At 39.5% G+C, this 16,830-nt stretch carries 19 protein-coding genes; all 19 read left to right on the top strand.

The features are described 5' to 3' along the window. The first annotated feature begins 7 nt into the window (after window positions 1-7). The 19 genes from JRG66_RS02670 to JRG66_RS02580 all read left to right on the top strand — a co-directional run bounded on the left by JRG66_RS02670 (window position 8) and on the right by JRG66_RS02580 (window position 16,820). Window positions 8-280: a DUF5676 family membrane protein gene (locus tag JRG66_RS02670; protein WP_189602873.1), complete on the top strand. Its 273-nt coding sequence runs from the start codon at window positions 8-10 to the stop codon at window positions 278-280. A 165-nt stretch (window positions 281-445) separates the two neighbouring features. Further along, entirely contained in the window at window positions 446-1,303 is an 858-nt protein-coding gene (locus JRG66_RS02665; protein WP_265164193.1) for a type II glyceraldehyde-3-phosphate dehydrogenase, read from the top strand. Further along, window positions 1,270-1,455, top strand: a complete 186-nt coding sequence (locus JRG66_RS02660) for a hypothetical protein (RefSeq protein ID WP_265164192.1) — start codon at window positions 1,270-1,272, stop codon at window positions 1,453-1,455. Before JRG66_RS02665 ends, JRG66_RS02660 begins: the two co-directional genes overlap by 34 nt. Before the next feature lie 27 nt (window positions 1,456-1,482). Beyond that, on the top strand, window positions 1,483-1,818 hold the full coding sequence (locus JRG66_RS02655; RefSeq protein WP_189602875.1) for a P-II family nitrogen regulator: 336 nt from the start codon (window positions 1,483-1,485) through the stop codon (window positions 1,816-1,818). A 16-nt stretch (window positions 1,819-1,834) separates the two neighbouring features. After that, entirely contained in the window at window positions 1,835-2,665 is an 831-nt protein-coding gene (locus JRG66_RS02650; protein WP_189602876.1) for a universal stress protein, read from the top strand. 2 nt (window positions 2,666-2,667) lie between these two features. After that, the gene (locus tag JRG66_RS02645; RefSeq protein WP_189602877.1) at window positions 2,668-3,507 is read left to right on the top strand and encodes an ATP cone domain-containing protein; all 840 of its coding nucleotides are present in this window, start codon (window positions 2,668-2,670) and stop codon (window positions 3,505-3,507) included. A gap of 14 nt (window positions 3,508-3,521) precedes the next feature. Beyond that, the gene (locus JRG66_RS02640) at window positions 3,522-4,898 is read left to right on the top strand and encodes an MBL fold metallo-hydrolase RNA specificity domain-containing protein (RefSeq protein ID WP_189602878.1); all 1,377 of its coding nucleotides are present in this window, start codon (window positions 3,522-3,524) and stop codon (window positions 4,896-4,898) included. 21 nt (window positions 4,899-4,919) lie between these two features. Further along, entirely contained in the window at window positions 4,920-6,422 is a 1,503-nt protein-coding gene (locus JRG66_RS02635; RefSeq protein WP_189602879.1) for a thymidine phosphorylase family protein, read from the top strand. A 7-nt stretch (window positions 6,423-6,429) separates the two neighbouring features. Beyond that, window positions 6,430-7,323 (top strand): ribose-phosphate pyrophosphokinase, encoded by an 894-nt coding sequence (locus JRG66_RS02630; protein WP_265164191.1) that lies wholly within the window; start codon window positions 6,430-6,432, stop codon window positions 7,321-7,323. Then, window positions 7,320-7,964, top strand: a complete 645-nt coding sequence (locus JRG66_RS02625; protein ID WP_189602881.1) for a hypothetical protein — start codon at window positions 7,320-7,322, stop codon at window positions 7,962-7,964. The genes JRG66_RS02630 and JRG66_RS02625 overlap by 4 nt, the downstream gene beginning before the upstream one ends. Window positions 7,965-7,970: 6 nt before the next feature. Next, entirely contained in the window at window positions 7,971-8,276 is a 306-nt protein-coding gene (locus JRG66_RS02620) for a phosphoribosylpyrophosphate synthetase (protein ID WP_189602882.1), read from the top strand. Between the two features lie 11 nt (window positions 8,277-8,287). Further along, window positions 8,288-10,432 (top strand): copper-translocating P-type ATPase, encoded by a 2,145-nt coding sequence (locus JRG66_RS02615; RefSeq protein ID WP_189602883.1) that lies wholly within the window; start codon window positions 8,288-8,290, stop codon window positions 10,430-10,432. Between the two features lie 197 nt (window positions 10,433-10,629). Beyond that, complete coding sequence (locus JRG66_RS02610) at window positions 10,630-11,181, top strand: PRC-barrel domain-containing protein (protein ID WP_189602884.1); 552 nt, start codon at window positions 10,630-10,632, stop codon at window positions 11,179-11,181. Window positions 11,182-11,293: 112 nt separating this feature from the next. After that, a complete protein-coding gene (locus JRG66_RS02605) occupies window positions 11,294-12,616 on the top strand; it encodes an APC family permease (protein WP_189602885.1) in 1,323 nt (440 codons plus the stop codon). A gap of 60 nt (window positions 12,617-12,676) precedes the next feature. Next, the gene (locus JRG66_RS02600; RefSeq protein WP_189602886.1) at window positions 12,677-12,919 is read left to right on the top strand and encodes a heavy-metal-associated domain-containing protein; all 243 of its coding nucleotides are present in this window, start codon (window positions 12,677-12,679) and stop codon (window positions 12,917-12,919) included. After that, the gene (locus tag JRG66_RS02595) at window positions 12,916-13,164 is read left to right on the top strand and encodes a heavy-metal-associated domain-containing protein (protein WP_265164188.1); all 249 of its coding nucleotides are present in this window, start codon (window positions 12,916-12,918) and stop codon (window positions 13,162-13,164) included. The genes JRG66_RS02600 and JRG66_RS02595 overlap by 4 nt, the downstream gene beginning before the upstream one ends. Before the next feature lie 150 nt (window positions 13,165-13,314). Beyond that, the gene (locus tag JRG66_RS02590; protein WP_265164187.1) at window positions 13,315-13,416 is read left to right on the top strand and encodes a heavy metal-binding domain-containing protein; all 102 of its coding nucleotides are present in this window, start codon (window positions 13,315-13,317) and stop codon (window positions 13,414-13,416) included. Window positions 13,417-14,161: 745 nt separating this feature from the next. Beyond that, entirely contained in the window at window positions 14,162-15,139 is a 978-nt protein-coding gene (locus JRG66_RS02585) for an ion channel (RefSeq protein WP_189602888.1), read from the top strand. A gap of 367 nt (window positions 15,140-15,506) precedes the next feature. After that, window positions 15,507-16,820: a PQQ-dependent sugar dehydrogenase gene (locus JRG66_RS02580; RefSeq protein ID WP_265164186.1), complete on the top strand. Its 1,314-nt coding sequence runs from the start codon at window positions 15,507-15,509 to the stop codon at window positions 16,818-16,820. Window positions 16,821-16,830: the final 10 nt, after the last annotated feature.

Raw genomic sequence — 16,830 nt, 5'->3', positions numbered from 1 at the left:
TGAAAATATGTATCGATTAAACATAAAAAAATTTGGTTTGGCACTCGGTCTTACCGGAGCTCTCCTTTATGTGGGGTGTGTACTGGTGATGGCCACAGTGGGGCGGGAAGGAACAGTAAAGTTCTTTAACAGTCTTTTACACGGACTGGACACAAGTAGTATAATAAGAATGGATGTGCCTGTACTGGAGGTGTTCTTTGGAATTATCCAGGTTTTCATCTTAAGCTGGCTAATCGGTGCTTGTGTAGCGGCATTTTATAATGCTCAAGTAAAAGGTTAAAGGATACTGCTGCATTTAATGCTTTTGTAATTAAGGATCTACTTGAAATACACTTTTAATCGAGATAAGCCACTCGCCTGGTACATCCAAAGCATAATCAGGTTACTTTAAACACGAAAGTAATGTGAAACAAAGGAATAAGATCAAATTAAAAAATTGGAAGTCATGAAAAAAATAGCAGTAGTAGGTTATGGAGTCATCGGCAAAAGAGTTGCCGATGCCATTGACAAACAACATGATATGGAGTTAACCGGCATTTGTGATATCATAAGTGACTGGCGCATAGAAAATGCGGTAAGAAAAAACTACAATATTTACAGCGCGACACAAGAAGCAGAAAAGGAAATGAAAAACGCCGGATTCTCCGTTAAAGGCGGAATGACAGAGCTTTTAGATCAGGTGGACCTGGTTGTGGATTGCACCCCTAAAAAAGTTGCCGCAAAAAACGTAGAACGATACAAAAGTCAAGGTAAAAAATTTATTGTACAAGGAGGTGAAAAGCATGAAACTGCGGGCCATTCCTTCAGTGCCGAAAACAATTACCAAACCGCTCTAAACATAGATGCTACGCGGGTGGTTTCGTGCAACACCACCTCCATTTTAAGAACTCTTACGGCTCTAAAAAGGGCAAATCTGTTACAAAGTGCCCGCGGTACTCTTTTACGAAGAGCAACAGATCCCTGGGAAAGCCATATGGGGGGAATCATGAATACAATGGTTCCTGAAAAAGATATTCCCAGTCATCAGGGTCCCGATGCTCAAAGTGTAGATCCCGAACTGGATGTTATTACTGCTGCAGTAAAAGTACCTGAAACCCTGAGCCATATGCACTACTGGAATGTGCGACTGACAAAAAAGGCCTCAAAAGATGAAGTTTTAAATGCTTTTAAAACGTCGACAAGAATTAAGATGATTCGGTACGAGCAGGGTTTGGTTTCAAACAATACTATAAAAGAAATGTTCCTGGATATGGGAAGACCCTGGGGGACATGTACGAAGTTGCACTTTGGGAGGATATGTTGAAAGTACAGGGAGACGAACTCTTCTATGCCTATGTGGTAGACAACCAGGCTATTGTAATCCCCGAAACTATTGATGCGATAAGAGCACTCACAGGTATCATAGAAGATGGGCACGTATCCATACTTAAAACCAACCGCACGTTAGGAATATGATTTATCAATAACAATAAATAAGAGGTTATGAAAGAAATAAAAGCATTCATACGGCCAAATAAAATTAAGGAGGTGATTTCTTCCTTGAGGAGAGAGGGCCATTGCTGTTTAACAGTCTTTGAGGGAGAAGGAACCGGCGATTACACAGATCCTGGAGAAGATTGGCCTTCCCTCAAACTACCATTCCTCCACAGCAAGATCTATAAACTGGAAATCGTCTGTGAGGACAGTAAAGTGGCGGCTATTTGTGACATCGTTCGTCAAAATGGCAAAACAGGAAAAAGTGGTGATGGTCTCATATATGTTTCTGATGTCCAGGATATATTTAAGATAAAAAATACCAAAAACGATAATGTGAAATAACTAATAATTTTAAATTATGAACAATATACTTGTACCTACCAATTTTTCTGAAAATTGTCAAAAAGCAGAGGAGCTGGGGCTCAAAATGGCTAAATTTTACAATTCGGAAATCCATTTCTTCCATTACGTAAAAACCCCGGTTGACTGGGTTCGACTGGACAAACAGAAGGAAGATCTATACCCCGAAACAAAATTAAAGATTGGCAGCGCGAAGGCAGATTTGAGAGAATTAGAAAAAAAAGCAGAGGGCCTTGGACTTAAATGCAGAACCTTTTTGGAATATAATGGTGAAATAAGCAACATCCTAAGCCACTGCGGTCATTTTGAACATGATTTTATAGTTACCGGTAGTAGTGGCACAAAAGGAGGAATTCGTGAATTACTGGGAAGCAATGTAGAAGAAATAGTGAGAAAAGCCGAGGTGCCTGTCATCGTAGTTAAAGATAAGGATGTTTCTTTTCCTTTTAAAGACATTTTGTTTGTCTCAGATTTTAAAGAAGATGTGACAGAAGAATTTCAACACGTAAAATCACTTGCTGAAAAATGTGATGCACGTATCCATTTATTAAAGGTGAATACTACAACAGATTATAATAGTATTGAAAAGAGTCTGCAACCTATAAAAGATTTCCTTGAAAATTTCCCAGGGCTCACAACTTACTCAATGAATGTCTATAACGAATCGGGTGTAGAGGAAGGAATAAATGATTTTTTGATCTACAAAAATGTGGATCTTATTGCCATGTGTACGCACGGGCGCACGGGATTTTTAAGTCTCTTCTCCAGTAGCACCGTTGAAAAGGTAACCAACCATTCTGAATTGCCCGTTATGACAATTAAAATGTGACTATGAAAAGATCAGTCCTGGTTAAAAAGTCTTCGGGTGAGTATGAGGATTTCCAAATTGAAAAACTCATCAATTCCCTTAGGCGGGCGGGAGCAAATGAGGTTATTGTTAAGGATATAGCTCATAAGGTGTATGAACAGCTTGAAGAAGGGATGACCACTAAAAGGATCTATGAGGCAGCGTTTAAAATGCTTAAGGCAAAATCGAGAGTAAGTGCCTTTAAATACAAGCTTAAAAAGGCATTGATGGAATTAGGCCCTTCTGGCTTCCCATTTGAAAAGTTGGTAGGCAAATTATTGGCACACGAAGGATTTGAAACAAAGGTTGGTGTGATTGTACAAGGCAATTGCGTTCAGCATGAAGTGGATGTGATAGCGCAAAAAGGTGAAAAACATTATATGATTGAATGTAAATACCATAGTGATCAAGGCAGGTTTTGCAATGTAAAAATTCCTTTGTACATCCATTCCCGTTTTTTAGATGTGGAAAAACAGTGGAGACGTAAAAAGGGTCACCAGAACAAAATCCACAAAGGAGGTTTATATACCAATACACGTTTTACATCTGATGCCATAAACTATGGCAATTGTGTTGGCCTGCTAATGACCAGTTGGGATTATCCAAAGGAGAGTGGACTCAAAGATAGAATTGACCAGGCGGGATTGCACCCCTTAACAGCCTTAACAAGTTTAACGAAAGCTGAGAAAACAAAATTATTGGATGAAGGCATTGTTCTCTGTAAAGAACTCCACGAAAGTCCGAACTTGTTGGATAAAGTAGGGATTCCCAACTCCCGACACAAAAGAATTCTGGAAGATTCACTTGAACTATGCAAAATCTAATCCTAGAACAACCGATGAAAACTAATCAAATAAACATTCACTTTTTGGGGGCAGCAGGTACAGTAACCGGCTCAAAATATTTAGTGGATACAGGAGATAAAAAGATACTCATAGACTGCGGACTTTTTCAAGGGCTAAAGGAATTACGCCTTAAAAACTGGGAGTACCCACCTGTTAATGTTGCAAATATTGATGCTGTTTTGCTCACCCACGGCCATATGGACCATACAGGTTATCTGCCGAGGTTGGTGAAACAAGGCTTCAATGGTTCCATCTATGGTACGAATCCTACTTTGGACATTGCAAAAATCATATTGAACGATAGTGCAAAAATTCAGGAACAGGAAGCAGAACGTGCCAATAAAGAAGGCTATTCCAAACACAGTCTCGCAGAACCGCTTTACGATTTAAAGGATGTAGAAAAAACCATTCCGCATTTTAAGGGCATTCCACAAGCACAATGGATTCCGTTATTTGATGGTATCAGGGCTCGGTTCCAGTACAGCGGGCATATTCTGGGTGCAACTTATATTGAGTTGGATATTTATGGAAAACGCTTTGTCTTCTCTGGAGACATTGGTAGAACCAATGATTTATTGCTCTATCCACCCCTTAAACCAAAAAAAGCGGATATACTTTTCGTTGAATCCACTTACGGAGGAAGGTTTCATCCTGATGAAGTAGAAGCGCTTCCAAAAATCGAAAAATTAATCAACGATACCATCAATAGAGGTGGCAGCTTATTTATTCCCAGTTTTTCGGTAGAGCGTGCCCAACTAATGATGCTTATCTTTTGGAAATTACTCAAGGAGAACAAAATCCCTAAAGTTCAAATGATTATGGATAGCCCAATGGGTGCCAACGTATTGGAACTGTTTCATAGAACTCGGGATTGGCACAGATTGGAAGACAACGAATGTGACGAAATGTGTTCACATTTTACACTTGTTAGCAGTTATCGCGAAACAATGGAATTAAGAACTGATAACAGACCAAAAATTGTAATTGCAGGGAGTGGAATGCTCACAGGCGGAAGAATGCTCAACTATCTTGAAACACAGGCACAAAATCCAAATAACACCTTGCTTTTTGTAGGCTATCAAGCTGAAGGCACACGTGGTAGAAAGCTGTTGGAAGGTGAGAAAGAACTAAAAGTCTATGGAATATGGGTGCCTTTCAATATGCAGGTCGCTGAAATTGAAGGTCTCTCGGCACACGCAGACCACGCAGAACTTATAGAATGGATGGGCGACATTAAAAATAAGCCCGAACGTATATTCATTGTCCACGGTGAAAAAGAAAGTGCAGAAGCATTACAAAAAGGTATCAAGGAAACCTATGGATGGAATACAGAAATTCCGCAATTATACACCATCGAAGAAATAGAATAAATCCCAGCAATCAATAAAATAATGGACCCACACTCAAACATACTAAAATATAAACATCTCGGGATTTACACCCAAAACGAATATGTAGTGTATATGCGTGAGGATTGCCACGTCTGTAGTTCTGAAGGGTTTGTAGCACTAACAAGGATCAGGATATCAAATGCAACCACCTCAATCGTCGCAAGCTTGAACGTTTTGAGTTCCGGCCTTCTTTTACCAAATGAAATAGGCCTTTCGGATGCTGCAGCAAAAAAACTGAATGTTTCCCAAAATGAAATGCTGTATGTTTCCCATTTGGAGCCTATTGAATCGTTAAGCCACGTAAGAGCTAAAATCTATAATCAAAAACTGGATTTTAAAGCCTATAACAACATCATCAACGATATCGTAGAAGGCAATTATTCTAACATTCACCTATCGGCATTTATTACAGCCTGTGCGGGCGACCGAATGGATATTGATGAGATATGCGACCTTACTAAAGCAATGATAGCTTCAGGAAGACAGTTGGACTGGAGTAAAGATATTGTGGTCGATAAACATTGTATTGGTGGTTTACCAGGCAATAGAACAACCCCATTGGTAGTAGCTATTGTTGCCGCTTATGGACTTACAATGCCTAAAACTTCGTCACGTGCCATCACTTCACCAGCTGGTACAGCAGATACGATGGAAGTATTGACCAATGTAACGCTCTCTTCCGAAGAAATAAAAGCTGTAGTCGAAAAAGAAGGAGGATGTTTTGTCTGGGGAGGTACAGCGCAATTAAGTCCTGCCGACGATGTGCTCATTAAAGTTGAAAAAGCTTTGGATATCGATAGTGAAGGTCAGCTCATCGCTTCTGTACTTTCTAAAAAAGCGGCGGCAGGTTCTACTCACGTTGTCATTGATATTCCAATTGGTGAAACCGCCAAGGTTCGCAGTACTGAAATGGCTCTAAAATTAAAAAATCATATGGAAACCGTTGGCACTGCTGTTGGGTTGAAGGCAAAAGCTGTGGTTACTGATGGAACGCAGCCTGTTGGAAGGGGTATCGGTCCCACTTTAGAAGCTATTGATATATTAAAAGTTTTGAAAAATGAAGCTGATGCACCTAAAGACCTAACAGAAAGAGCATTGCTTTTAGCCGCTGAACTATTTGAGCTTTCTGGAAAAGAAGAAAAAGGAAAGGGACTGGAAACAGCACGTCAAATTCTCAAATCTGGAAAAGCTTATGAAAAATTTGTGGCCATTTGCAAAGCACAAGGACGCTTTTCAAAACCTGTTTTAGCACCTCATAAGATGGAAATTACAGCCGAAAGATCCGGAATTTTAAAAAGAATTGATAACAGAAAAATAGCGAAGCTCGCAAAGCTTTCAGGAGCACCTCAATCTATTTCGGCAGGAATTCTATTAAATATCCATTTGGGAGAACAAATAGAAAAGAATCAATTGCTATATACTTTATATGCTGAATCCAAAGGCGAACTTAACTATGCATTGGAATATAAAAATAACCATAACGACATCATAACCATAATTTAAACGTGCTATGAAAACAATATTATTTAGCCTTCCCGGAAATGAAAAACTTACAGAGCTTTTAGCAAAAAAAATGGATGCTGAAATAGGGAAAGCCAACGTGCGTAAATTCCCTGACGGGGAGTCATACACGCGTATATTATCTGATGTTAAAGATAAATGTGTGGTACTGGTATGCACCTTGCACGAACCGGACGAGAAACTGCTGCCTCTATATTTTTTAAGCCACACAGCCAAATCCTTGGGAGCAATGTGCACCTGCTTGGTAGCACCCTATTTGGCGTATATGCGTCAGGACAAAGTATTTAATGAAGGTGAAGGAGTGAATTCCGGTTTTTTTGGAAAATTGATTTCAGGTTTTGCCGATAGCATTATCACAGTTGACCCTCATTTGCATAGAATTAGTTCTTTGGGAGAAGTGTATCAAATTCCAAATAAAGTAATTCACGCTGCTGATGCCATTTCAGAATGGATCAAGAAATACATGAAAAACCCGGTACTTATCGGGCCCGATTTGGAAAGTGAACAATGGGTTTCCGAAGTCGCTAAAAATGCTGGCGCACCTTTTACGGTATTACAGAAAGTACGTCACGGCGACCGTGACGTGGAAGTCTCTGTTCCTGATATGGATAAGTACAAGAATGCCACACCCATTTTGGTAGATGATATTATTTCCACCGCGCGAACAATGATTGAAACCGTACAACATCTGAAAAAAGCAGGAATGAAACCCCCTATCTGCGTAGGCATTCACGCCGTTTTTTCAGGAAATGCCTATCAAGATTTATTGGATTCCGGAGTAGAAAAGATAGTTACCTGCAATACCATTCCGCATCCATCCAATGGCATAGATTTAAGCAATATTATTGCAAAAGAGGTAAAGAAATTAATGCACCATATATGAGAAAACAAGGATTTATAGTACTATTTATCTTATTCAGCATCACAATGACTGGACAAACGGAAATGCTTATAGGGCAGATTTCAGGCAGAGTGGTCATTCGTGAGAATTTTGATGAAAAAGGTGCTTTTCTCAATAAACAAATATTTGAAGCGGGTGAAACAATAAAGAAAAATGGATATTATGAAATTGAGGTAGTTACAGAATTGTTGGATAAAGACAAAAAATTGACCGATAAATACACCACGACCTATCTCTGTAAGCCTGATGAAGCCAGTATTATAATAATGGCTTTGCCGTTTTCCAACCCAAAATCAAGGCAGACCAAGGTTAATACCACCTCTGAAAAATTTAAAAGGCTTTACGATTTGGACAACCTTGAAAATATAGAATTGGAAATGACTTTTGATTCGGGACTGCTCGATTTTTTTGGTTCCAAAAGTATTATAAAGATATATGACCGAAAGTTCAATGACAACAAAAAAACTATTAATTCAAAGATCAATATTAAGACCTATGCGTGGGGGATTCGCATTAAGCAACTAAATTATACTGTTAACGAGAAATTAAATGGACAAGGTCTATTGAACTTTCAAGAATTTATCGAAGAAGACAACAGTTATTTTACAATGACTTATAAATAAAAGAAAATGAATAATTATGACACCCTTTCAGAAGCTGTGAATGGCCTCCAGGCCAGAGGTTACAAATATGATTTTAATTTAAAGCCTCACTGTCTTGAGTGCCCCTCTTTAAAGCTGGAGATACACCCACAGGATTTTTTGGTCAATGAAGTATATAGATTTGAAGGAATGAGCAGTACAGATGACAACAGTATATTATTTGCTATCTCTTCCCGTTATGGGGTCAGGGGGATTTTGGTAGATGCATACGGTATCTATTCAGAAAATATTTCGGAAACAATGCGAACCAAACTAAGACAAATTAACCAGTAAATTCAGGAATTATGGAACATCACGACGAACACAAGGAGGAGTCAAAGAATTCAGCGAAGCGGGAAGCAAGAAAAGAAGAAGCTAACTTAAAGGATGACCTTGCTGAAAAAACAAAACATGGGCACAATAAGGCGATGGACCGGGACATGATGGATCATGACAGGGGGAAACATGACGATGATGAACCCGCTCATGGCCATGCAGGTCATGATCACCATAAAATGATGATTGAAGATTTTAAGAAGCGTTTTTGGGTAACTCTTGTTTTAACTATCCCAATCCTCTTTCTGTCGCCAATGATCCAGGATTTCTTTGGGTACAAATATCTTCTACCAGGAAATAAGTACATCCTTTTTGCCCTCTCGACTGTTGTTTACTTCTATGGAGGCTGGCCATTTTTGAAAGGCTTTTGGTCTGAAGTGAAAAAAGCTGCCCCAGGGATGATGACCCTCATTTCTATGGCAATTACAGTGGCTTATCTCTACAGTTCTGCCACGGTCTTTGGTCTCGAGGGTGTTGACTTTTTCTGGGAACTCGCTACGCTTATTGCTATTATGCTGGTAGGGCATTGGATTGAAATGAAATCTGTTTTGGGTGCTTCCAAAGCTTTACAGCTTTTGGTGAGTATGATGCCTGCGGAAGCGCATCGGGTAAACGGAGATCAGATTGAAGATGTAAAGCTGGATACGCTAAAAAAAGGAGATATAATTCTTGTTAAACCTGGTGAAAAAGTGCCTGCAGATGCTATAATCGTGGAGGGTGAAAGCTACCTGAATGAGTCGATGCTTACCGGGGAATCAAAACCGGTAAAGAAAAGTACAGATCAAAAAATAATTGGTGGATCTATTAACGGCAATGGATCCTTAAAGGCTAAAGTCGAACATACCGGGAAGGATAGCTATCTCAATAAGGTGATCACTATGGTGGAGGAAGCGCAAAAATCCAAATCCAAAATGCAAAACCTTTCCGACAGGGCCGCAAAATGGTTGACCTACATAGCATTGGGTATTGGTTTTGGCACTCTTGCGGTTTGGTTGATCTTAGGCTTTCCTTTTGTGTACGCACTTGAGAGAATGGTGACGGTTATGGTCATTGCCTGCCCCCATGCGCTAGGACTGGCAATTCCACTTGTAGTCGCAATTTCTACAGCAGTATCTGCCCAAAATGGATTGTTAATTCGTAACCGAACGGCTTTTGAAGAATCCCGAAAAATTACCGCCTTACTTTTTGATAAAACCGGAACCCTTACTAAAGGGGACTTCGGCGTCACCCGTATCGAATCTGTGAATGATAAATTCTCCAAGGAAGAGATTCTAAGGCTTTCCAGCGCGTTAGAACAGAGTTCTGAACACCCTATTGCTGTTGGGATCATCAAAAAAGTAAAAGATGATAAAGTCCCTATTCCAAAACCAGAAAACTTTAATGCCATTACCGGCAAAGGAGTCGAGGCCACTGTAGAGGGAAAAGAGGTGAAAGTAGTAAGTCCTGGATACTTGCGGGATGAAAATATCAACATCCCCGAAGATGCCTATAGCGATGCAGCCGAAACTGTGGTTTTTGTATTGATCAACGGTGAATTAGCCGGGTATATCGCGCTTGCCGATGAGATTAGACCCGAGTCTGCAGACGCCATCAGGATATTTAAAGAGAACAATATTAAAGTTTTTATGGCAACAGGGGATAATGAGAGGACCGCTAAAGCAGTTAGTGACAAACTCGGTCTGGATGGATATTATGCAGAAGTCTTACCCCATCAAAAAGTGGAAATAGTTAAAGAATTGGAAAGTAAGGGAGAATTTGTGGCCATGACCGGTGACGGGGTTAATGATGCGCCGGCTTTGGCTCAGGCGAACGTTGGTATTGCAGTAGGTTCGGGAACAGATGTGGCTGCAGAAACTGCCGATATCATCCTGGTCAACAGTAATCCTCAGGATATTGCCAATCTAATCCTTTTTGGAAAAGCTACTTATGATAAGATGATTCAGAACCTGGTATGGGCAACGGGTTATAACGTTGTAGCCATTCCATTAGCTGCCGGAGTACTTTATTCCACAGGTTTTGTGTTAGGACCTGCCGTTGGGGCCGTGTTTATGAGTTTGAGTACAGTTATTGTTGCAATTAATGCGCAGTTACTGAAGAAAAAGATTGGAAAATAAGTGAAAAAATCTTGGTAAATATCATTTAATTTTCACGAAAAATTCTTCAATAGAGACACTACAAAGGCTAAAATATGTCTTTCTCCCTGATTAGAATTTTAAAAGGAAATTAAGGATTCTATTTTTACTTTGAAAAATAAAATGTTTAGTTTTAAATGAAATGTGTTGAAATAATTAAACCCGTTTAAAATTGAGATATGACGAGACACAGAATAATGATACAGAAGTGGAAATATGATGAGGTTGGTCAGGATATAAAAAGAAGTACCTCAAGAGATCCTAATGAGATTTCTGCACCACTTGAACATTTGGAAGAGCTTAAGAACAGCGACTACAAAATTGATGATCATTTTTCCAGGATTTATGGAAGGCAGATAGTTGATGCTACTGGAACAAGAGTGGGAAAGCTGAAGGATTTTTTGTTCGACAAAACCCAGAAAAGAATAAGATACCTCGTTGTGGGATTAGAGATAAATGTAAAAGAGGATAAGGATGTTTTAATTCCCATAGGAAGAGCAGAACTAAATCAAGAGAAACAAAAAATTGTTGTTCAGGAACAAGTAAGTGCTGAGAAACTAAAAACATTGCCCACCTATAAAAACTTAAAAAGTCTCGCTATTGAAGATGAAAAGAAGACTCTGCTAATTTTTTCCGCAAAACAAAAGGAGGAAATCAGTTATACGCAAGGGAATTTTTACAACCAGGAGGATTTCAATGAAAGGACTTTTTTCGGTTCTGATGAAGAATGAGGAAATGCAGGTCTACTTATAGTCAAAGGAATTCAGCTTATTAAATGAAAGCCCGGAATTTCCTTTTTTTGAAGTTATATTGAAGGTTGATTGATTTTTTTTAAAGAATTATATGTCTGAATATAAAAAGAACAGCCTTTCCCTTACCGGTGCGGTGGCAATGGGAACAGGTGTAATGATTGGTGCAGGGATTTTTGCGCTCCTTGGGCAGGTGGCCGAACTCTCCGGGGAATACTTTGCATATGCTTTTATCCTGGGAGGAATTATTTCCGGTTTTAGTGCCTACTCTTATATTAAAATGTCCAATGCTTATCCTTCAGCAGGAGGGATAGCTATGTACCTGCAAAAAGCGTATGGCAAAGGAACTATTACAGCTGCCGCATCTTTGCTCATGGCCTTTTCTATGATTATTAATGAAAGCCTGGTCGCCAGGACATTTGGGAGTTACACCTTGCAGCTATTTGATGCTGGGGAAAGAAGCTTCTGGGTTCCAGCCTTAGGGGTAGGATTGCTTATAACAGCCTTTGTTGTAAATATTCTTGGAAATAAAGCAATTGGAAAAATCTCCCTTTATATGGCAGCTTTAAAAATTGGAGGTTTAATTATTTTTGCAGCTGGAGCCCTTTGGGCTTCCGGGGTGGATCTGGATGCGGCTGTTCCTTCTGAAGAACGCAAAAACAGCATTGTTGATTATGTTGCTGCACTTGCCTTATCTATTTTGGCATATAAAGGTTTTACTACTATAACCAATAGCGGGAGTGAAATTGAAAAGCCTCACAAAAATGTTAGTAGGGCCATAGTAATTTCTTTATCAACTTGTGTGGTAATCTATTTTTTAGTAGCTCTGGCTGTAGGATCGAATCTTTCTATTACTCAAATAATAGAAGCAAAAGATTACTCGCTTGCGGAAGCTGCTCGGCCCCTGTTCGGGGATTTTGGATTAATCTTTACCGTTGGAATTGCTATTATAGCAACGGTTTCCGGGGTGATCGCCAGTATTTTTGCAGTTTCCCGGATGACAGGAATGCTCACAGATATGCATTTAATCCCCCATAGCCATCTTGGAATGTCTGGAACTATCCAAAGGCATATGCTGATATATATAGTAGTAATTGCAATTATCTTGACCATATTCTTTGACCTAAGCCGAATTGCTTCTTTGGGTGCTATTTTCTACCTGGTCATGGATATAATCGTTCATGTGGGGGTTTTGAGATATCTGAGAAAGGAAGTAAAAGCAAAATCAGCTATTTTGATTACAGCAATTATTCTTGATGTTGTTGTTCTTCTTGCCTTCTTGATTGTAAAATCTCAAACTGACATATTTATAATTTATGTCGCGGTTCCTTCTATTATTCTAATTTTTATTGCTGAATTTTTCTTTCTGAAAAACAGGTTTGACGAAGGGGAAGCTGATATGCATTCCCATGAGTAAATACAAATTCTACTTTTACAGAATAGTAGCGTAAATTATTTTAACTAAAAACGTAATTAAATGACCCATAAATATAAAATATCAGGAATGACCTGCAACGGCTGCCGAAGTACGGTGGAGAAAGCTTTGCAGGGAGTTGAAGGAGTATCTAATGTTGAAGTAAACCTTCAGAATGAACAGGCAGTTATTGAGATGAAGCAGCATGTGCCCGTGGCAAAGCTACAGCAGGCACTGGAAGAAACGAAAGGAAGCTATTCTATTGCTCTACCACTTGAGGATGAAGGTAGTTCTCAAACAATATGACGCATACCTATGCTGTTCACGGGATGACCTGCAACGGCTGCCGTAGCCGTGTCGAAAAAACCTTAAATGAAGTAGAAGGAGTCACAAAGGCTTCGGTAGACCTAGAAAAGGAAGAGACGATGATAGAGATGGATAAACATATTCCACTTAAAACCTTTCAGAAAAAGCTGGAGGAAGATGGAGGAACTTATTCTATCACTGTGCCGGGAGAGAAACCCAAAAAACCGTCTAAAGAAAATACATAAAAAGCGACGGGAGGATCTGGAACCTTTTATTATCCAATGTACTGCGAGGAGGAAAAAACCTACAACAAACCCGGGGATTGCACGGTGTGTAGGGTGAATCTTGTGGAAGTACCGTTTTCGCAAAAGATGCCTCAGTGATTTACCTCCCTCATGCATCCTAAAACAGTAGAGGATGAAATGGGTTCCTGCCCAATTTGCGGGATGGATCTTGTGCCTATGGAAGGAGGTGTGGATGGAGATGATAAGACTTAAGAAACTGCTGAAGAAGTTCTTGACTGCTACTGTCTTCACCGTTCCTAATTTAATAGCAGCGATGTCTGAGGAAATGTTTTCAGATAATCCACTGTTAGAGCTAATGGATTGAAAGTACCGGAAATGGGTTCATTTAGGGCTATCTGTTCCTGTTGTTTTTTATGCCACCTGGATGTTTTTTGAACGAGCTTATTGAAAACAAGACCCTGGGTATTCCAGTTGCAGCAGGATTGCCGTAGTCATTTTTAGTAATACTTCTTTCACCTATAATTGCTGCCTTGGCTATTGCAGCCCTGTTGCGGTAATAGCAAATGCTTGGCGTCTTAGAGCTGCAAAGGTTTAGCATATAATGAAAATCTATGGTTCCTTGACAAAGACATTACAATCTAAATTACCATTATCCTGGGATAGTGAATGTATTTTCTAAAATAATAGAACAGGGCGAAATCCATAATAACTAATTTGTTCAAAATTGATACAAATTACGTTATGGATTTCAAAAGAGAGAGAGATGCGAATAAGCGGCTATGGTGTCTGATTTTCGCTTCAATAGTAATTGTAGAGTTGGGATGGTGGATAGCAGAAGAAGTTTTCTGTGAGCCTGTAATAGAGGTTGATTCTAAAGGAGAGAAAGAAATTTCACCTAATGATTCTTTTTTTTGTAGGATTTCAGGATGAATTTCAGGGTCTATTTATATTGGCTTCTCAAAAATTATAACATAGATAAAAACAAATAAATAATAAAATGTCAGAAACATTGCTAATCCTTGGATTCATTATACTATTAATAGCTATACATGATTTCTTTTACACTACTCTTTCCGCCAGTGGGGCGGGTTTTATTTCTGAAAATGTGGCAATTTTATCAGATAGGATACTACAGTTCTGTGTGGGGATTTTTGGGAGAAAGCTTTATAACTATCACGGGCTATTCATAAATCTCATGATCCTCGCAGTATGGCTTTCTATGATTTGGTTTGGACTTTTCCTGGTTTATTCTTCCAACCCCGAGGATATTACTAACAGTAGCGGCAGAGTAGCAAATTTCTGGGAACGGCTCTATTTTACTGGATATATACTTTCTACTCTGGGGATGGGAAATTTTAAACCTATATCGCCTTTTTTTGAACTGGTTACGAGCTGCTTTTCCTTCTTTGGATTCATTTTTTTCACCAGCTCGATGACTTATTTTCTTTCAGTTTCATCTGCTGTGGTAAAGAAAAGAACCCTGGCGAAAAGCATCCATAATTTGGGTAATAGCCCCCAGGCCATAGCAAATAAGTTACTTAGACTAGATTCCCCCTATAGTTACCTACAGATCCTTGACCTTCAGGAGAAGGTAGACGAACATTCCGTAAGTCATCAGGCTTATCCTGTTGTTCATTACTACAGTCGGTCCCAAGTGAAAGACTCGTTCAGTATTAATATCACAAGATTAGATGAGGCTTTATCAATTCTTCTTAAATCTAACAAGGGAGAAAATTTTCGGGAGGAATTGAAAATTTTGCGTTCTTCTCTGTCAGATTTTCTTCGAAATCTAGATAAAAATTTCTCCCGCAGCTTGCCTAAAGCTGAAGTTTCCCCAGGCAATGAAGATTTACCGCGCAGTTTGACTCAAAGAAACTCACAAGAGTTGGTTGAGCGTAGGCGTATTTTGGGGAGCTTGCTTAGAAGCGAGGGCCTTAGCTGGCACCAGGTCGTGGAACAGGATCAAGAAAGCTAAAAAATATGTCATAATTAACAATTATATCCTCTATTCTGAATAAAAAACTTAAAAATAAAATGTCTCTCCTAGCGGAATCGATTTTTACTATAGATAGCCATGGATAAAATTACATTCAAATATTCTTCTTTTTTTTAAAATAAAATGATAGAAATACTATTGAAGAACTAATACTTTACTCTCTTTAAAGTTAATAAGAGGATAAGTTTAAATCATAGTTAAATAGAGCGGTTAAATGTCGATTTAGTATTTATAGACTTAACAGTCATATGTCAGTCTTTAACAGCCTGTTAACCACTGCTGTATATGGTTTTGTGTACCTTGCTAACAGATTGATAACAAGGAATTCCACTAAAAATAGACCATTATGAAAATCAAATCCTTTTTCTCTTTAATCTGCTTATTAACTATATCCTTCGCAACTTTTTCGCAGGAATCGGTAGGACTGGAGGTTGTAGCAGATAATCTAGTTTCCCCTGTGGCATTTGTTGAATCTCCTGATGAATCTGGAAGGTATTTCATCGTTGACCAGGTAGGGGTGATCCGAATTCATACTCCCCAAAAAGGACTTTTGGAAGAACCATTCTTAAATCTGAAAAATAAGATAGTTGAACTAAAAGATGCCCATGAAGAACGAGGTTTGTTAGGACTTGCTTTTCACCCCAATTATAGTGAAAACGGCAGGTTCTTCGTCTATTATAGTGCACCCCTGAGTGGGGATGGTCCCGAGAACTGGGATCATACCAGCCACATTTCAGAATTCAGGGTCTCTCCGGATAACCCCGATATGGCTGACAAAGCTTCAGAAAAGATCATTCTGAAGGTCGATCAGCCACAGGATAATCACAATGCTGGGACTTTGGCCTTTGGGCCAGACAATTACCTCTACATTGCCCTTGGCGATGGTGGTGGGGCAAATGATATCGACATGGGACATGTACCTGATTGGTATGGGGAAAATGCCGGTGGTAATGGGCAGGATGTAGAGCAAAACCTGCTGGGCAGTATCCTGAGAATTGACGTAAATGGAGATGCTCCTTATAATATTCCTGATGACAATCCTTTTGTAGATAAGGAGGGAATGGACGAGATCTACGCCTACGGGCTCAGAAATCCGTACAGGTTCTCGTTTGACATGAAAGGAACCAATGATCTCATTGCGGGAGATGCAGGACAGGTACTTTGGGAAGAAGTAAGTGTGATCACAAAAGGTGGCAATTATGGATGGAACGTGATGGAAGGAACACACTGCTTCAATGCCTATAATAACGATAAAGAGAAGGAGAAATGTCCCGAAAAAGATAAGATGGGCAACCCTTTAATAAGTCCTGTGATTGAATTTAAACAAGGCGGGACCGACCATGGAGGCAAAGGCCTGGTCGTCATAGGAGGTTATGTTTACAGGGGTGAAGACCTTAGAAATATGGACGGAAAGTACATTTTTGGCACCTGGACGCAGCATCATGGAAAACCTGCGGGAGCCGTGTTCGTTTCAACTCCAAAAGAGACCGGCATGTGGGATTTTCAAGAGCTGAAAATTGCTCAGACCAACTCTACTTCAATCGGCCATTATTTATTGTCTTTCGGTCAGAACAAGGAAGGAGAAATGTTTATTCTTACAACCGATGAAGAAGGCCCTATAGGTACTACCGGCAAGGTTTTTAAAATGGTTGCTCCTTAAATAAAGTTAG

This window comes from Salinimicrobium tongyeongense (genome assembly GCF_026109735.1).
In the GTDB taxonomy this organism is placed as follows: Bacteria; Bacteroidota; Bacteroidia; order Flavobacteriales; family Flavobacteriaceae; genus Salinimicrobium; species Salinimicrobium tongyeongense.
The sequence above is the reverse complement of the archived record's forward strand: the minus strand, read 5'-3'. Positions and strand labels throughout refer to the sequence as shown.